General features: G+C 63.0%; 12 protein-coding genes. 5 read left to right on the top strand and 7 right to left on the bottom strand.

The genetic code is table 11. The features are described from left to right. Window positions 1-9: 9 nt before the first annotated feature. From BLS08_RS03095 to pilG, 7 genes are all read right to left on the bottom strand, one after another. Window positions 10-1,029, bottom strand: a complete 1,020-nt coding sequence (locus BLS08_RS03095) for a chemotaxis protein CheB (RefSeq protein WP_011920661.1) — start codon at window positions 1,027-1,029, stop codon at window positions 10-12. Continuing rightward, window positions 1,026-8,291: an Hpt domain-containing protein gene (locus BLS08_RS03090; RefSeq protein WP_017678438.1), complete on the bottom strand. Its 7,266-nt coding sequence runs from the start codon at window positions 8,289-8,291 to the stop codon at window positions 1,026-1,028. Before BLS08_RS03090 ends, BLS08_RS03095 begins: the two co-directional genes overlap by 4 nt. Window positions 8,292-8,316: 25 nt before the next feature. Further along, window positions 8,317-9,177, bottom strand: a complete 861-nt coding sequence (locus BLS08_RS03085; protein WP_026088723.1) for a protein-glutamate O-methyltransferase — start codon at window positions 9,175-9,177, stop codon at window positions 8,317-8,319. A gap of 60 nt (window positions 9,178-9,237) precedes the next feature. Beyond that, window positions 9,238-11,274, bottom strand: coding sequence for a methyl-accepting chemotaxis protein (locus BLS08_RS03080; RefSeq protein ID WP_017678436.1), 2,037 nt, complete (start codon window positions 11,272-11,274; stop codon window positions 9,238-9,240). A gap of 81 nt (window positions 11,275-11,355) precedes the next feature. Next, entirely contained in the window at window positions 11,356-11,892 is a 537-nt protein-coding gene (locus BLS08_RS03075; protein ID WP_017678435.1) for a chemotaxis protein CheW, read from the bottom strand. Between the two features lie 45 nt (window positions 11,893-11,937). Continuing rightward, window positions 11,938-12,303: a twitching motility response regulator PilH gene (pilH, locus tag BLS08_RS03070; RefSeq protein WP_003458790.1), complete on the bottom strand. Its 366-nt coding sequence runs from the start codon at window positions 12,301-12,303 to the stop codon at window positions 11,938-11,940. A 46-nt stretch (window positions 12,304-12,349) separates the two neighbouring features. Further along, entirely contained in the window at window positions 12,350-12,757 is a 408-nt protein-coding gene (gene pilG / locus BLS08_RS03065) for a twitching motility response regulator PilG (RefSeq protein WP_017678433.1), read from the bottom strand. 241 nt (window positions 12,758-12,998) lie between these two features. Here pilG and gshB point away from each other — a divergent pair, with 241 nt between their 5' ends. The 5 genes from gshB (at window position 12,999) to pyrR (ending at window position 16,714) form a co-directional block, all read left to right on the top strand. Further along, complete coding sequence (gene gshB / locus BLS08_RS03060) at window positions 12,999-13,955, top strand: glutathione synthase (RefSeq protein ID WP_055984493.1); 957 nt, start codon at window positions 12,999-13,001, stop codon at window positions 13,953-13,955. Between the two features lie 88 nt (window positions 13,956-14,043). Then, a complete protein-coding gene (locus BLS08_RS03055; protein ID WP_017678431.1) occupies window positions 14,044-14,940 on the top strand; it encodes an energy transducer TonB in 897 nt (298 codons plus the stop codon). A 120-nt stretch (window positions 14,941-15,060) separates the two neighbouring features. Next, window positions 15,061-15,630: a YqgE/AlgH family protein gene (locus BLS08_RS03050; RefSeq protein WP_017678430.1), complete on the top strand. Its 570-nt coding sequence runs from the start codon at window positions 15,061-15,063 to the stop codon at window positions 15,628-15,630. Then, window positions 15,627-16,064: a Holliday junction resolvase RuvX gene (gene ruvX, locus BLS08_RS03045; protein ID WP_090336010.1), complete on the top strand. Its 438-nt coding sequence runs from the start codon at window positions 15,627-15,629 to the stop codon at window positions 16,062-16,064. Before BLS08_RS03050 ends, ruvX begins: the two co-directional genes overlap by 4 nt. 146 nt (window positions 16,065-16,210) lie before the next feature. After that, window positions 16,211-16,714 (top strand): bifunctional pyr operon transcriptional regulator/uracil phosphoribosyltransferase PyrR, encoded by a 504-nt coding sequence (gene pyrR / locus BLS08_RS03040; protein WP_011920652.1) that lies wholly within the window; start codon window positions 16,211-16,213, stop codon window positions 16,712-16,714. The last annotated feature ends 7 nt before the right edge of the window (window positions 16,715-16,721 follow it).

Here is a 16,721-nt window from a genome sequence, read left to right as displayed (position 1 = left end):
GAAACGTCCTCAACTGCAATGTTCGGCGAGGTGATTGACCAGCGCCACGGCCAGCTCACGCGGGTCGGCACTGAAGCTGCTGTAACCGCCTTCGCGCAGGCTGTCGGGCATGCTCGGACTGGCGCAGCTGTCGGCGCGCTGGGTCCAGATCAGGCCACCCTGGCGTTTGACGTAGGCGGCGGCGGCGCTGCCATCGCTGCCCATGCCGCTGAACGCGATCACCCCACACTGGGCACCGAACTGCTGCGCCAGGTTGAGCATCATCTGATCGATGGAAGGACTGTAGGGCTCCGGCCAGCCGCGTTCGGCGATCTGCATCGCGCCGTCTTCGGCAAAGCCCAGCTCGTTGCTGATCGGCACCACCACCACCTCGCCACAACGCACCGGGTCGCCATGACGTGCCGAGTTGACGTGCCACTGACTGTGCCGACCGACCGCCTGCGGCAATGCCGCCTCGAAACTGGCGTCGATGTGTTGGGCATAGATGAAGCCGATGGGCAGGCCGCCAGGCAGGGCATCGAGAAATGCCTTGACCGCCGCCGGACCACCCAGCGAGGCAGCCAGCAGCCATACCTGACGGGCCGGCTCGCCAGCTTTCAGCGGCGTATTGGCCAGTGCTTGCGGCAGCTCCAGACGCGCCGGACGCTGCGCTTCGTCGAGCAGTGCCTGCAGGCTCGGCCCGACCGCCTGGGTCGGATCGCCGACCAGGCGCTTGAGCTTGCCGAACAGGCTGCGCTCCCAACGCGGGTAGTTCTCCGAATGGCGCTCGGGGGCATGGCCCTCGCCGAACAGCACCGGGGCGCTGACACGCTCAAGCAGGCTGTCGACCAGCGGCGAATCTTCCGACTGGGCCAGGTCCACCAACCACAGGTCGGTCTCGCAGGCTGCCAGCTGCTCCTCATCGAGCCGCGCCGGGTCGCTGTTGAGCACCACCTGATAACCACCACCGGCCAATGCCTGCTGCAACACATGGCGCTGCAGCGAGGTGTCGGCGATTACTGCGATACGCGCGGAGGTTTTGTCTGTCATGTCCGTTTGACCCGATGGCTATCCACCAGTTGAGCGATGGTGTCGAGCAGCAAGGACTCCTGATAGGGCTTGCCGAGGTACTGATTGACGCCGATGGACATGGCCCGCTCGCGGTGCTTCTCGCCGGTACGCGAAGTGATCATGATGATCGGCAGATCCTTGAGGCGCTCATCGTGGCGCACCAGCGTGGCCACCTCGAAGCCGTCCATGCGCGGCATCTCGATGTCCAGCAGCATGATGTCGGGCCTGTGCTCCTGCAGCTGGGCGATGGCATCGACCCCATCCTTGGCGGTGACCACGTTCATGCCATTACGCTCAAGCAGACGGCTGGTGACCTTGCGCACAGTGACCGAGTCGTCCACCACCATGACCAGCGGCGGCCGGTCAGCCTCGACCTCTTCATTGGCCGCAGCCTGACGCGAAGCCAGACGCGGCATCAGTTGATTCTGCAGATGCGCATGCAACACACGAATGGTCGCCAGCAGATCGAGAATCACCACCACGCGGCCGTCACCGAGGATGGTTGCACCGGAGATCCCGTGCACCCCGGCGAACTGCGGGCCGAGGCTCTTCACCACGATTTCGCGCGAGCCGGCCAGGCTGTCCACCTGCACCGCCACGGCGTGCTCGCTGGAACGCACCAGGATCACCGGCAGCGGCAGGCTCTGGCCCACCAGCTTGGGCTGCTGACCGTTGTTCAGCAGATCACCCAGGTACTTCAGTTCGTAGGCCTGTCCGGCGTACTCGAAACGCGGCGCGTCGGGCGCGTAGTAGGCCTCCAGCTCGAACGGCGACACCCGCACGATACCTTCAATGGTGTTCAGCGGGATGGCGTACAGGTCCTCGCCGGAGTACACCATCAGCGCGCGGTTGACCGACACGGTGAACGGCAGGCGGATGGTGAAGCGGGTGCCCTGGCCGACGGCCGAATCGATGCTCATCGAGCCGCCGAGCTGCTTGACCTCCGAATGCACCACGTCCATGCCGACGCCGCGGCCGGAAATCTGCGTGACCTTCTCGGCGGTGGAGAAACCGGCCTCGAGGATGAACTGGAGGATCTCGTGATCGGTCAGGTCGCTGTCGGCATCCATCATGCCGCGCTCGATGGCCTTGCGCCGCACCGCGTCGAGGCGGATGCCGCCGCCGTCGTCGTCGAGGGTGAGGACGATGTCGCCGCCCTCGCGACCGAGGTTGAGGCGGATGGTGCCGGTTTCCGGCTTGCCGACGTCGCGGCGTACAGCGCTGGGCTCGATGCCGTGGTCGACGGCATTGCGCAGCATGTGTTCCAACGGCGCGACGATGCGTTCGAGCACGGTGCGGTCCATTTCCCCGTCGGCGTTGCCGACGACGAACTCGACCTGCTTGCCCAGCTCACCCGCCACCTGACGCACGATGCGGCGCAGACGCGGCACCAGACGATCGAACGGCACCATGCGGGTGCGCATCAGACCTTCCTGCAGCTCGGTGTTGACCCGCGCCTGTTGCAGCAGCAAAGTCTCGGCGTCGCGGTTCTTCGCCGCCAGGGTTTCCTTCAAGTCGAGCAAGTCCGAGGCCGACTCGAACAACGCACGGGACAGCTGCTGCAGTTGCGAGTGGCGGTCCATCTCCAGCGGGTCGAAATCTTCATAACCGGCGCGTTCGGCCTCGGCCTGATAGCGACTGAGAATCTGCGCCTGGGTCTCGGTGTCGAGACGGCGCAGTTGGTCACGCACGCGGTCGATGGTGGCTTCCATCTCGCTCAGGGTGAAGCCGACATCGCTCACCTGTTGCTCGACACGGCCACGGAAAATCGAGGTCTCACCGGCCAGGTTGACCAGCCCTTCGAGCAGCTCGGCCGGTACCTTGACCAGCTCCTGTGGCGCGCGGCGGGATGCCGCCTCCAGCGCTGCCTCCTGCGCACGCTGCACGAACGGCAGCACCTTCGGTGCCTGCAACTGGCTCGGCACGTCACTGGCAGCAATGATCGGGTTGAGCAGATTGTTCGCAGGCGCCGCGGCTGATTCGGTAACCACTGGCTCATCGCCGAGGCTGGCACTGAGGCGCTGGCGCAGCACATCGAGCTCGTTCTGCAGCCCTTCGAAACCGGACTGCACATCGAGCAGCAGACTTTCCGGCCAGGGTGCCCCCTGCTGCAGCGCCTCGCTGAGATGCTGCTCCAGGTCGTGGCTCAGATCGCCAAGGCGCTTCTGCCCGGCCAAGCGTGCACCGCCCTTGAGGGTGTGCAGCGTGCGCAGCATCTCGTCGATGGCGCTGACATCATCACGTTGTTCTTCCCAACGCCCGATCGCCGCCTCCATCGCTTCGAGTAGGTCATCGCCTTCTTCCAGGAAGATATCGAGGATGTCGCTGTCAGCCTCTTCGGCTTCATCGCTCTCGACCACAGCCCTGAGTTGGACCGCCGACGGCATGCTCAGCTGCTCGTCAGGGTTGGCACGAAAGCGCTTGATCGTCTCGATCAGGGCATGGCCCTGCGGCACCGCGCGCTGACCACGCACGGCTTCAAGCATCTCGGCCAAACGGTCGTGGCAGGCCTGCAGCAGGGTAAACAACTCCTGACTGGCTCTCAGGCGACCGCCACCGAGCCCCTCGTAAAGGAATTCCAGCTCATGGGCCAGATCGCCGATTTCACGAATCTCGGCCATGCGCGCACCACCCTTGAGGGTGTGCAGATCACGCTGCAGGGCTTCCAGCTCCAGACTGTTGTCGACATCGCCCATCCAGCGCTGCAGAGCGGCACCGGCACTGTCGATGATGTCGAAACCTTCCTCGAGGAAGATTTCCACCAACTCGGGATCGCGCTCTTCATGCCAGTTGGCCAGCGTGCCTTGTGGCTCTGGCTCTGGCTCTGGCTCTGGCTCGACGATAGCCTCGGCCAGCGGCGGCAGTTCATCTTCGGGCAACACCAGCTCGACTTCGTCGATCAGCGGCAACCCTGCCTCAGGCTCTGCCTGTGGCGCTTCGTCGAGCACGATTTCGTCTTCGACCAGTGCCAGAGGCGGCAGCTCGACGCTATCGGGCTCCACCGTTTCGATCGGTTCGACGAGCTCGTCGTCCAGCACCGGTTCCATCTGAGCCACTGCGGCCGACAGACTCTGCGGCATGCCGCCCTGGCGGAACTGACGAATTGCCTGAATCAGGTCGTCACCAGAGACCAGCGGCTGGCGGGCCTGCAACTGATCAAGCATCTGCGCCAGGCGATCATGGCTTTGCTGCAACAGGCTGCCCAGCGCCGGCGAATAGTTGTAACGGCGGTCGACCAAGCCCTCGTAGAGCGACTCCAGTTCGTGGCCTAGATCGCCAATCGGGCGAATCGCGGCCATCCGCGCACCACCCTTGAGGGTGTGCAGGTCGCGCTGCAGGGAGGACAACGGCATGGTGTTGTCCGGCTCACTGAGCCAGCGCTCCAGCGCCTGACCGGCGCTATCGAGAATATCCACAGCCTCTTCGAGGAAGATCTCGACCATTTCCTCATCGAGGTCGGCGTCGACAGGGCTGAAGCCCAGTTCGGCCTCGGCCTGCAGTTCCAGGCCAGCGTCCTCGACGATTGCCGGTTCGGTGGGCGTCTCTTGCCACTGCACCGGCTCGGCCTCAGCTTGCTCCAGCTCGGCAGTGGCCTGGTCCAGCTCGATGATTTCCAGGCCCTCGACGCCAGGCGCCAACAAGGCCAGGGTATGCGGATCGATGGCTTCGCTGAGCAGCTCACGCAGCGCCTGTACGCGCTCGGGTTGCGGGCTGACCTGCAAGGCCGCAGCGACCTGATCCATCATGCCGATCAGCGCTTCGTGAGCCTTTTCCGCTTCGTCGAAAAAGCGTTCGCTGACGGCCAGGCTGCCTTCCTCGACGGCACCATAGAGATCCAGCAGGGCCTCGCAGAGCTCGTCGATCTGCGGCAGCTCGGCCATTTCGGCGCCACGACCGAGCGTGGTCAGCTCTTCCAGCAGCGCAGACAGCTCCTGGCGCTCGGACGGATGCTCGCGCCATTTACGCAGCAGGTCCTCGGCATCCAGCAAGATGTCCATGCCTTCGGCGAGGAAGATGCTGATCATCTGCGGATCGCGGCTTTCACCGCTCTGTGCCATGCGCTCGTCTTCGGCGTTGGCGAGACGTTCCTGATGCAGCGCCTGGACGCGGGCAAGGAATGCATCGGCGCCGGGAATAGGTGCCAGAGGCTGAGTCTCGAGATTGTCGAGACCGATACGGAACACGCCCTCGGCGCTGCTCAACAACTCGGCGGCCGCCAGATCCACCTGAATCAGGTTGGTCTTGAACTCCTTGACCAGCTTCTCCAGCGGCGCAGCGATTTCTGCCACCGGCAGGATGCCGGCCATATAGGCACTGCCCTTGAGGGTGTGCAGCGCACGCTGCAGGTCGTCGGTGACTGGCTGCGGCAGCTCCTGGGCGCAATCGGCGAGAAAGCCCACCAGGGTATCCAGATGGGTTTCCGCCTCGTTGCGGAAGATTTCCAGCAACTGTGGGTCAAGGGGCTCACCATTGAGAGACTCGCTATCGAGCGGTTGGTCGGTGACCGACTCGACCTGCTCGACGACCTCGGTAGCGTCGTCAACGCCCACGGGCTCGGCTACCTGCTGGGCGGCCGGGGCGTCAGATTTTGGGGGCGTCAGCCCCTTGGCCAGGGCATGCGCGGTGGCCGCCAGTAGATCGACATCGTCACGCTGACGCTGAGCCTTGGCGGCGAACTCGTCGACCAGCGCCGGCATCAGCGCCACTACGTCGAGCACTACCTGCTGCACCGGTGCACTCGGTTCGATGCTGCGGTCCAGCACGCGGTTGAGCAAATTTTCGATGGACCAGCCCAGCTCGCCGATGATCAGCGCGCGAACCATGCGGCCGCTGCCCTTGAGCGTGTGGAAGGCCCGACGCACTTCGATCAGCGCGTCCTTGTTATCGGTATCGGCCTGCCACTGCGGCAGGTATTCGCCGATAGTTTCCAGCACCTCGCCGACTTCTTCGATAAAGACTTCCAGCAACTCTTCATCCACCGGCTCTTCATCGGCAGGCGGCGGCAACAGGCTCGGCGGCACATCGGCGGCAGGCGGATTGATCGCCTGTACCGGTGCGGCCATCACGTCAGCCATTGACAGCGGCTTCTCTGCCACTGGCTCCTCGACCTGGATGTGCGGCGCGCTGGGCAGCTCGACTTCCGGCAGTTCCAGATCGGCCAACTCCAGCTCGTCCCACTGATTCGCTTCGGCCAGTTGCTCCAGGCTCAGCTCTTCGAGCTCCAACGCCGGCTCGGCCTGGGCGTCGAACAACGGTGCGGCGATGATCTCTTCGCTCTGCGTACTGGGCAGCTCTTCGAGCTCGCCCAGTTCGAAGGTGAAGGTCTCGGCGCTCTCGCTCACTGCCGGCAGGTCAGGCTCGATGTCGACCAGCTCCAGCTCGGCAACGGCTTCGTCAGGTGCATCGACCGACTCGAAGGCCAGCGGCTCGAGCTCGGCGAGGGGCTCTTCGAGCTGTTCGTCCTCGGCGCCCAGCAGTTCGATTTCCTGCAGCGGGTCAGCCAGCGGCGCCAGGCTTTCCTCCTGCGGTTCGACGCGATCGAGAATCGACGGTTTTTCCTTGAGCGGATAACCCAGTGCTTCCAGGCTCTCCTCGGCGACGTCGAGAATCAGGTCGCCCTGGGTGCCATGGTCCTCGGCCAGACGCTCGAGGTAATACTCGACGCTGGTAATGGCGTCTGCCAGGGTGTCCAGGCTCTGCCAGTTGGGCACGGCCTTGCGCGCCAGCAACTGTTCCTGAATGTAGCGGTTGCAGGCGTTGAGCAGGTCGGCAGCGCGCTGCAGCGGAATCATCGCCAGGCCGCCACGAACCTGCGTCAGCAGGCCGGGGACACGTGCCAGATGCTCGTGGTTCCACTGCGAGGCGATGAACTCGATGATCGCGTCCTTGGCCTGTTCCAGACCGTTGCGCGCCTCTTTGATCACCAACTGATGAATCTGCGCCACATCGGTGGTGGGCAGGTGGCTCTGTTCGTTCTTGCTGTCGTCGCTCGGCCCGACCATGCCGGCCAGCGTCGCCTCGACGTAGAGCAACGCACCGGCGACGTCCATCAGCACGGCATCGTTGGGCTCGCGCTGACCGAGGGACAGGCCGTGAATGACGTCAATCTGGTCGAGAATGACCTTGCGCGGCTGGCCGAAACCGAGCACTGCGAGGGTATCGGCGATCTGCTTGAGCGGCGCCAGCAGGGCGTCCAGCTCACTGGGTTGACTGCGATCACTGCGCACGAACAGGTCCAGGCTGTCCTTGACCCGCACCAACTCTTCGCAGAGAGCCGCCACCACAGAACGCATGGCATCACGGTCAGGACCTGCCAGACGGGCACGTTCCTCATCCACCACTTCGTTGTCGGGCAGCGCTTCGTCGAGACGATACTGTTCCTTCAGGGCGCGAATACGCGGCGACTGCGCCGGCGCTTTGGCCACATAGAACAACAGGTTCTTGGTCAGTTCGTCGCTAGCGGGCTGGTTGATGCCATCGGCACCCTGCTCGACCAGACGCTTGAGTTCCTTGTCGACCTGACGCAGCAAGGTACGCACCGAGGTACCGTTGACCACACTGCCGTTGGCCAGACCTTCGACCATACCGGAAGCGATCTGCCACAGGCCGCCCAACGGGGCGTCCTTGCACAGCGTTTCCAGACGAGCGAAGACGCGCGCCATGTAACCGAGATTGGTCGCCAGGTCCTGATTGCGGATCACGCCGACCAGGGCCATTTGCAGCATCTGCCGCAGCTTGCGCAGCAGCACGGGAAGCTCGGCGGTACGCAGGCGCGCCAGGCTATCGGACGGCAACGCCGGCAGGCGTGCGGACATGTCCGGAGAGAACAGGCTGGTTTCCGACAGCAGCTTCTCACCACGGGCGGCGCGCAGGTCGTTGAGCAGCGGCAGCACGACCATGGGCAGGTCGCGGCGAGCGGTCTGGATGCGGTCGAGGTACACCGGCAGTTGCAGAATGGCCTGCATCAGCACTTCCAGGGCTTCGCCCTGGTTGGCCACGCGACCTTCCATCAGTGCCTTGGCCAACTGCTCCATTTCCTCGGCGAGCAGAGCCGCGCCGTAGAACTCGACCATCTGCAAGGTGCCGTGAACCTGGTGCACGTAGGTCAAGCAGAAGCGCATGCGCGTAGGGTCCTGCGGGTTCTCGACGAACGCCTCCAGGGCTTGCCGCGCCTGCTTCAGGGTTTCCCCGATCTCGCCTTTGACCCACTCCAGGGCGACATAATCATGCCGATCACCCATAGCCACTCCACTCATAAACTTGGCCTTATCCCTTGCGGGTAAACGCCAGAACTCGCTCGTCGGCCACCGGCACCAGTTGCGGGTGCTGCCAACCGGCTACTTCGCCCACGCCCACGACCAGCAGGCCACCCGGCGCCAGGCTTTCGGCCAGGCGATTGAGGATGTCGCGGCGACGCCAGCGGCGGAAATAGATCAGCAAGTTCTGACAGAAAATCACATCCATGCCGGACATCGGCGCCTTGGCCAGTTCCAACACATTGAGCTTGGCGCAGCACACACGCGCGGCCAGGCTCGGTCCCACCTTGAAGCGTCCATCGGCCTGGGCGAGAAAGTAGCGCTCGCGCAGCTCGTCACTCACCTGCTCCAGGCGTCGCGCCGAGTAGCACGCCTCGCGTGCCTTGCTCAGTGCGCCCTGACTGATATCGGTACCGGTCACCGCGAAGTGTTCGGGCAACTCGCTGCCTTGCAGAACCTCCGCGGCCTGAATCGCCAGCGAATACGGCTCTTCACCACTGGAGCAACCCACGCTCCACAATTCCCAGGGTTTGCCCAGGCCCGCCGCCAGACGCTCCTGCAGGTACTGCGAGAGCACCTCGAAGGACGGTGGATGGCGGAAGAAGCGGGTTTCCTGCACGGTCAGACGATCCAGCAGGGTCGACCACTCCACCGCGCCACGCGGCCCGTCGGTGACCTGACGGTAGTAGCTGGCGTAATCCGTAACGCCCAGTTCGCGCATGCGCGCACTCAGATTGGTCTGCAGAAAGGCGCGCCGCTGCTCGCTGATCACCACACCGGTACGCGCCTCGAGCAGCGTCTGCCAGTCGTGAAAATCGGCTTGCGACATATCGGCCACCGGGCGCAATGCCCAAACGCCCGCTGACTGCATACCTTCGCCCTGAGTCATGGCTGTGTAGCGAAGGCTGCCGCCAGCCTCCGCACTCCTTTATCAGGCGTCTGGCAGGGTGAAGCCGGACACCGACTTGCGCATCTCACTGGCCATCTTGGCCAGGTTACCAATGCTCTTGGCGGTGGCGGTGGTACCCGAGGACGTCTGCGAGGTGATCTCCTGGATCACGTTCATGGTGTTGGAAATGTGACCGGCCGAAGAGGCCTGCTGACGGGCGGCGTTGGAAATGTTCTGGATGAGGGCCGCGAGGGTTTTCGATACCTTCTCGATCTCTTCCAGTGCCACACCGGCGTCCTGCGCCAGGCGAGCACCGCGAACCACTTCGGAAGTCGTCTGCTCCATGGAGATAACGGCTTCGTTGGTGTCGGTCTGAATGGTTTTTACCAGCGCCTCGATCTGCTTGGTCGCCGCCGAGGAACGTTCTGCGAGGCGTTGTACCTCGTCCGCTACCACGGCGAAGCCGCGGCCCGCATCACCGGCCATGGAGGCCTGGATCGCGGCGTTCAGTGCGAGGATGTTGGTCTGGTCGGCAATGTCGTTAATCAGGCTAACGATGTCACCGATCTCCTGGGACGATTCACCGAGGCGTTTGATCCGCTTCGAGGTGTCCTGGATCTGCTCACGGATGTTATCCATGCCGGTGATGGTGTTGTGTACGACTTCGTTGCCCTTGTTGGCGATGGCTACGGAACGTTCCGCTACCGCGGAGGATTCCGAGGCGTTCGCCGATACCTGGTCAATCGACACGGCCATCTCGTTGATCGCTGCGGAGGCACCGGCAATTTCCTGCGCCTGGTGCTCGGAAGCTTCGGCCAGGTGCATCGCCGTGGCCTGGGTTTCCTGCGCAGCACCGGCTACCTGAACGGCGGTCAGGTTGATGGTGGCTACCAGGTCCCGCAGCTGGTCGATGGAGTAGTTGATGGAGTCGGCGATGGCACCGGTGAAGTCTTCGGTTACCGTCGCGGCCACGGTCAGGTCACCGTCGGCGAGGTCGGCGATTTCGTCGAGCAGACGCAGAATCGCCGCCTGGTTACGTTCGTTCTTCTCGGCGGTCTCGGCCAGACGACGGTTGGTCTCACGCACCATCACCAGACCGATGAGGATGATCGAACCCAGCGCCAGGGCACCCAGCACGTAGCCAAACAGGGTATTGATGGCACGGCCCGAGGCCAGGTCTTCGAAACCGACGGCCAGCTCGGACGCCTTGTCCAGCAGGGTCTGCGAAACGGTGAAGATGGAGCTGGCCGATTCACGCACCTGGAACAGTTCCGGCGAGGTCTCGAGAATCTCGTCCACCGAACCGGATACGAATTCGAACAGCTCGGAAATCTCGGCCAGACGCTCGAGAGCCTCCTCGTCGGTCACCTGGCTGATTTCCATCGCCGCGTTGCCTTCGAGCATGGCGGCCAGTACTCGACCGAACAGGCTGGCATCACGACCGAACATGTCGGCGGCCTGTACCGAGTCTTCGTCACCGGCCAGTACCTTGTTCACCGAACCGAGAATACGCTCGGCCAGCAGCGACTGACGCTGGGCCACAGAGACCTGGGCAGCCGGCGCACCGCTTTCCAGCAGGATGTCGACCACTTCCTCGTACTCGACCTGCAATTGCGGAATGGTTTCCGCCAGGGTGGCGGCTACCTGGTGCAGCGACAGTACGGTCTGCTCACTGGCAATAATGGCGTCGGTGTTCTGCCGCAGGCTGTCCCAGTCCTGCTGCACCGCAGCCATCTGCGCTTGCACCGAAGAAGGTGCCGGAGGCAGGCCGGTATTGGCATCACCATCGGTCAGGTAACTCCAGCGCCGCTGGAAGTCGTTACGCGCTGCACGCAGCAGGCCGAATGCCTCTGCCTTGCCCGCCGCAGCCTCAGTGGCGTTGTTGGCGATACGCTGGGACAGTACGCGCAGCTCACCGGAGTGGCTGATGTACTCGGTATCGTAGTTGGACTGGGTGTTGATGTAGGCGAAGTTCGCGAACAACAGCACGATGGAGACGATAAGCACGACGAACAGCGCCGCGATCAGCGTGCTACTGCGTGCTCCGACCAACAAATTACCTGCATTGAATTTTTTCATTTTCTGGCCCCCGCCTGGACCGACCGCACTACGGTTCCCATGTAACGCCAAAGAGCCGGCAAAGCCGGCCCAACCGAAAATCTACTGATAGGACACATCGAGAAAACCCGGATTGGTGGTCAGCGCATGAGGGCTGAACACCAACCAGGGTTGTTCTCGTTGAAAGACTCCGTGGATAAACGGCGCAATGCTCGCCTCGAGAGGCGGCAGTTGTTCTGAAAATGCATCCACGGGAAAATGTTGCATGCCGAAAACCTCGTCGACGGTAAGGCCAGCGAAGATCTCCTGGTGGTCCACCACCAGCACTCGCCGCAGCTTGCGCAGCGGCGACAGTTCATTACCGAAGAACCCGCACAGGTCCATGATCGGCAGCAGCCGGCCACGCACGTTGGCCACCCCTTTGACCCAGCCCTTCACACCCGGCAGCAGGGTGTAGCGCGGCTCGTGCAGCACCTCTCCCACTTCCCCCATCGGCGCGACGAAAAATCGCTCGCCCATGCGAAAGCCGATGCCGCTCCAGCTCTGCACCGCCGCCTGTTGCGACGGCAGGCCAGCCGCCAAGACCCGGCAACGCTGGTCAATCTCAAGGAGAATCTGGAAAGGAGTCTGCGCGGACATGCCAGCCTTGGCCTTCTTTTTATTTAGTACACGGACAGCACGGCATCAGCCGGCCAGTACCGCATTGAGGGTCTTCAGCAAGGTATCTTCGTCGATCGGCTTGGTCAGGTAGTCCTTGGCGCCTTGGCGCTTACCCCAGACCTTGTCGGTTTCCTGATCCTTGGTGGTGACGATGATCACCGGAATGTGGCTGGTCTCGGCGTCCTTGGTCAGCTGACGCGTCGCCTGAAAGCCGTTGAGGCCGGGCATGACGATGTCCATCAGCACCGCATCGGGCTTTTCCTGGCGAGCCAGAGCCACGCCGTCAGCGCCGTTTTCCGCCTTGAGTACCTGATGCCCATGTTTTTCCAGCATGGCGGTCAGCTTGTACATCTCGGTCGGGGAGTCATCAACAATCAGAATTCGAGCCATGGTGTTTCCCAATACAGAAGTGGCGTACGGCGGTCAGGCCGGAACGTCAGGAGGCTTGTTCCACCGGGGTGAAGTCGGGCACGTGAGCCTTGATGGCACCGAGCAGCTCTTCCTTGCTGAAAGGCTTGGTCAGGTACTGATCGGAGCCGACGATACGCCCCTTGGCCTTGTCGAACAGACCGTCCTTGGAGGACAGCATGATCACTGGCGTGGACTTGAAAGCACTGTTGTTCTTGATCAGGGCGCAGGTCTGATACCCATCGAGACGCGGCATCATGATGTCGACAAAGATGATGCTGGGATGCGTGTCGGCAATCTTGGCCAGGGCATCGAAGCCATCGACCGCGGTGATGACATCACAACCCACTTTTTTCAGCAGAGTTTCAGCGGTGCGACGAATCGTTTTCGAATCGTCGATCACCATCACTTTCAAACCCTCGGTATGCTGTTCCATGTTCGCCCTACCATCGCCTCGGTGAGTCGTTATATTTGCGTTATCAGTATGCCTGAGGCCCAGTCTTCGATGGGGCTTGACCCAATCGTCGGGCCTTTTTAGCACACTCTCCAGATGCAATCTATAAGCCTGCCAGGGCAGCTCCGCCCTTGACCGCGCGGCCCGGCCGGCGCCACCCTGACAGCCATTGTTCGGCGCGGCCAGCCCGGCCTTCGCCCTTATCCCACGGAGTTTATCCCCCATGAGCCTTCGCCTCGGGATCGTCATGGATCCTATTGCCAGCATCTCCTTCAAGAAGGACAGCTCGCTGGCCATGTTGCTGGCCGCTCAAGCACGCGGCTGGTCGCTGTTCTACATGGAGCAGCAGGATCTCTATCAGGTTCGCGGCCAGGCCCGTGCCCGCCTGCGTTCTCTGGAAGTGTTCAATGATCCGCAGCGCTGGTTCACCCTTGGTACGGAACAGGACACGCCGCTCGCCGAACTGGACGTGATCCTGATGCGCAAGGACCCGCCCTTCGATAACGAATTCGTCTACTCCACCTACCTGCTTGAGCAGGCCGAGAACGACGGCGTACTGGTGGTCAATCGGCCGCAGAGTCTGCGCGACTGCAATGAAAAGTTCTTCGCCACCCAGTTTCCCCAATACACACCAGCGACTCTGGTAAGCCGGCGTCCCGACATTGTGCGCCAGTTTGCCGATGAGCACCGTGACATCATTCTCAAACCCCTTGATGGTATGGGTGGATCGCAGATATTTCGCCACCGCGAAGGCGACCCGAATCTCTCGGTGATTCTGGAAACCCTGACCCTGCACGGCCACCAGCAGATCATGGTGCAGGCCTACCTGCCGGCTATTAAGGACGGCGACAAACGCATCCTGATGATAGACGGGGAACCGGTACCCTATTGCCTGGCACGCATTCCGGCTGCCGGGGAGACCCGCGGCAACCTGGCCGCCGGCGGCCGCGGCGAGGCGCGCCCGCTGACCGAGCGCGATCGCGAAATTGCCGCAGCAGTCGGGCCTACCCTACGCGAAAAGGGTCTGATCTTCGTCGGACTCGATGTGATTGGTGATCATCTGACAGAAATCAATGTCACCAGCCCGACCTGTATCCGCGAGATAGATGCCGCATTCGACACCCGTATCGGCGAACAACTGATGGACTGCATTGCGCGCAAACGCGGGTTAAAAGCTTGACGCAGGTGGCAGCCTGGCGCCCGCAACTTGCAGGCGCCTACTGCTACCCGGCAGACTGCGCGATATTCGAAAGCAGACCCGATACGCGATGAACGCAGCAGCCTCCCCACCGACCGCTTCCTCCGCCAACGCCCGACCGGCGGACCGCCTGGGATTCACCCTGTTTCTCGCGGCAGCACTGCACGCGGCACTGATCCTCGGCGTCGGCTTCACCCTGGAGTCGCCGCCGGAAATCAGCAAGACGCTGGAAATCACCCTGTCCACCTTCAAGAGCGAAGAGAAGCCCAAGGAAGCGGATTTCCTGGCGCAGGACAACCAGCAGGGCAGCGGCACGCTGGAACACACTGCAGCACCCAAGACCACCGAACAGGCGCCCTTTCAGGACAGCGAGGTGCGCAAGGTCACCCCGCCCGCCACCCCGCAGCAGCCTGCCACCAGACAGGAAGCACCCAAGGCTGCAGTCGCCACACGCGCACCGCAGCAGCAGAAAACCCCGGTCAAACGCGAAGAAGCCAAACCGGTTCCTGAGACCCGACCGGCGCCAGTGTTTGACTCCGCTCAGCTGTCAGCCGAGATCGCCAGTCTGGAAGCCGAGCTGGCCCAGGAAGTTCAACAGTACGCCAAACGCCCGAAGATCCACCGCCTCAACGCCGCCTCGACCATGCGCGACAAGGGCGCCTGGTACAAGGACGAATGGCGCAAGAAAGTCGAACGCATCGGCAACCTCAATTACCCCGACGACGCTCGTCGCCAACGTATATATGGCAGCCTGCGCCTGTTGGTATCGATCAACCGTGATGGCTCGCTGTACGAGGTACAGGTGCTGGAATCTTCTGGCCAGGCGGTGCTCGACCAGGCCGCACAACGCATCGTGCGCCTGGCCGCGCCCTATGCGCCCTTCACCGGCGACCTGGCCGATATCGACCGCCTGGAAATCATCCGCACCTGGCGCTTCGAGCGCGGTGATCGACTGTCGAGTAATTAGCCAACCCTGACATCGGTGCGCACGGCGCACCCTGTGAAGTGGCGCCAGCAGCCTGGGTGAAATCCGGCAAAGCGCTGCTCACGCTTGTAGCTTGCCGCCTGTCGTTCCAAACTAGGCGTCATGAAGAAATCAGCCCCCACTTCGCTCAAGCACCACTTCCTGATTGCCATGCCGCACATGGCCGATCCGCACTTCGCGCAGACCGTCACCTACCTGGTCGAACACAACGAGCAAGGTGCGATGGGCCTGGTGATCAACAAGCCCAATGGCCTGAATCTGGCTGACGTGCTCGAACAACTACGCCCTGACGAAGAGCCGGCGGCGTTGTGCCACAGCCTGCCGATCTTCGCCGGTGGCCCGGTACAGACCGACCGCGGCTTCGTCCTGCACCCCGCTGGTCCGCAGTTCCAGGCGACCCTGGAGCTGGGCGAGCTGGGCCTCTCCACCTCGCAGGACGTATTGTTCGCCATCGCCGACGGCAGCGGCCCGGATCGCTACCTGATCACCCTTGGCTACGCCGGCTGGGATGCCGGGCAACTGGAAGCCGAACTGGCCGACAACGCCTGGCTGACCTGCCCCGCCGACAGCAACATTCTTTTCGATCTGCCGTTCGACCAGCGTCTTAACGCCGCCGCCGCACGCCTGGGGGTCAACCTCAGCCTGCTGACCTCGCAGGTCGGGCACGCCTGATGAGCGACAAGCCACTGCGCCTGCTGCTGGGTTTCGACTATGGCACCAAGCAGATCGGCGTCGCCGTCGGCCAGGTGATCACCGGCCAGGCCCGTGAGCTGTGCGTGCTCAAGGCACAGAATGGTGTGCCGGACTGGAACCGCGTCGAAGCGCTGATCAAGGAGTGGCAGCCGGATGCCGTGGTAGTTGGCCTGCCGCTGCACATGGACGGCACGCCCAGCGAGATGAGCGCCCGCGCCGAGAAATTCGCCCGCCGCCTCAACGGCCGCTTCAACCTGCCGGCCTACACCCACGACGAACGCCTGACCACCTTCGAGGCCAAGGGCCAGCGCCTGCGCGAAGGCCAGAGTGGCGGCTATCGCGAGCGCCCGGTCGATGCCATTGCCGCAGCCTTGTTGCTACAAGGCTGGCTAGAGGAAAACTGCACGGTCTGAGAGCTACCTGCGTTGCCGATGCTGCGTTAAAAACAGGCTCGGAATGCTCATTTACAACTCGTAAACTGCGCTTCCTCGCCTGTTTTTGCCTTGCCTCGGCGACCTCGCTTACGCTCTCAGAAGCTGTTCATATTTGGAGTTTCGCCATGCTACCCAACCCCAACGACCTGCTGCCGGCCATGGCCAGCGCCCTGACCCAGCACCTCAACCAGCGCCAGATCAGCGAGCCGCGCTTCATCGGCATCCGCACCGGCGGCGTCTGGGTCGCCCAGGCCTTGCTGCAAGCACTAGGGCGTAACGACGCACTGGGCATCCTTGATGTGTCGTTCTACCGTGACGATTTCACCCAGAACGGCCTGCATCCACAGGTGCAACCATCCGAGCTGCCATTCGAAATCGAAGGCCAGCACCTGGTACTGATCGACGACGTACTGATGAGCGGGCGCACCATCCGCGCCGCGCTGAACGAACTGTTCGATTACGGCCGCCCAGCCAGCGTGACCCTGGTCAGCCTGCTCGACTTGAACGCCCGCGAGTTGCCGATCCGCCCCGACGTGGTCGGCGCCACCCTGTCGCTGGCCGCCAGCGAGCGGGTAAAATTGTCCGGCCCCACGCCGCTGACCCTCGAACTCCAGACGCTCGCCAACTGAGACTCCC

Source organism: Ectopseudomonas chengduensis (assembly GCF_900102635.1).
GTDB lineage: Bacteria > Pseudomonadota > Gammaproteobacteria > Pseudomonadales > Pseudomonadaceae > Aquipseudomonas > Aquipseudomonas chengduensis.
The sequence above is the reverse complement of the archived record's forward strand: the minus strand, read 5'-3'. Positions and strand labels throughout refer to the sequence as shown.

Coding starts and splice junctions, on each gene's coding strand:
- BLS08_RS03095 (WP_011920661.1), bottom strand. CDS start 1,029: ATGACAGACAAAACCTCCGCGCGTATCGCAGTAATCGCCGACACCTCG.
- BLS08_RS03090 (WP_017678438.1), bottom strand. CDS start 8,291: ATGGGTGATCGGCATGATTATGTCGCCCTGGAGTGGGTCAAAGGCGAG.
- BLS08_RS03085 (WP_026088723.1), bottom strand. CDS start 9,177: ATGCAGTCAGCGGGCGTTTGGGCATTGCGCCCGGTGGCCGATATGTCG.
- BLS08_RS03080 (WP_017678436.1), bottom strand. CDS start 11,274: ATGAAAAAATTCAATGCAGGTAATTTGTTGGTCGGAGCACGCAGTAGC.
- BLS08_RS03075 (WP_017678435.1), bottom strand. CDS start 11,892: ATGTCCGCGCAGACTCCTTTCCAGATTCTCCTTGAGATTGACCAGCGT.
- pilH (WP_003458790.1), bottom strand. CDS start 12,303: ATGGCTCGAATTCTGATTGTTGATGACTCCCCGACCGAGATGTACAAG.
- pilG (WP_017678433.1), bottom strand. CDS start 12,757: ATGGAACAGCATACCGAGGGTTTGAAAGTGATGGTGATCGACGATTCG.
- gshB (WP_055984493.1), top strand. CDS start 12,999: ATGAGCCTTCGCCTCGGGATCGTCATGGATCCTATTGCCAGCATCTCC.
- BLS08_RS03055 (WP_017678431.1), top strand. CDS start 14,044: ATGAACGCAGCAGCCTCCCCACCGACCGCTTCCTCCGCCAACGCCCGA.
- BLS08_RS03050 (WP_017678430.1), top strand. CDS start 15,061: ATGAAGAAATCAGCCCCCACTTCGCTCAAGCACCACTTCCTGATTGCC.
- pyrR (WP_011920652.1), top strand. CDS start 16,211: ATGCTACCCAACCCCAACGACCTGCTGCCGGCCATGGCCAGCGCCCTG.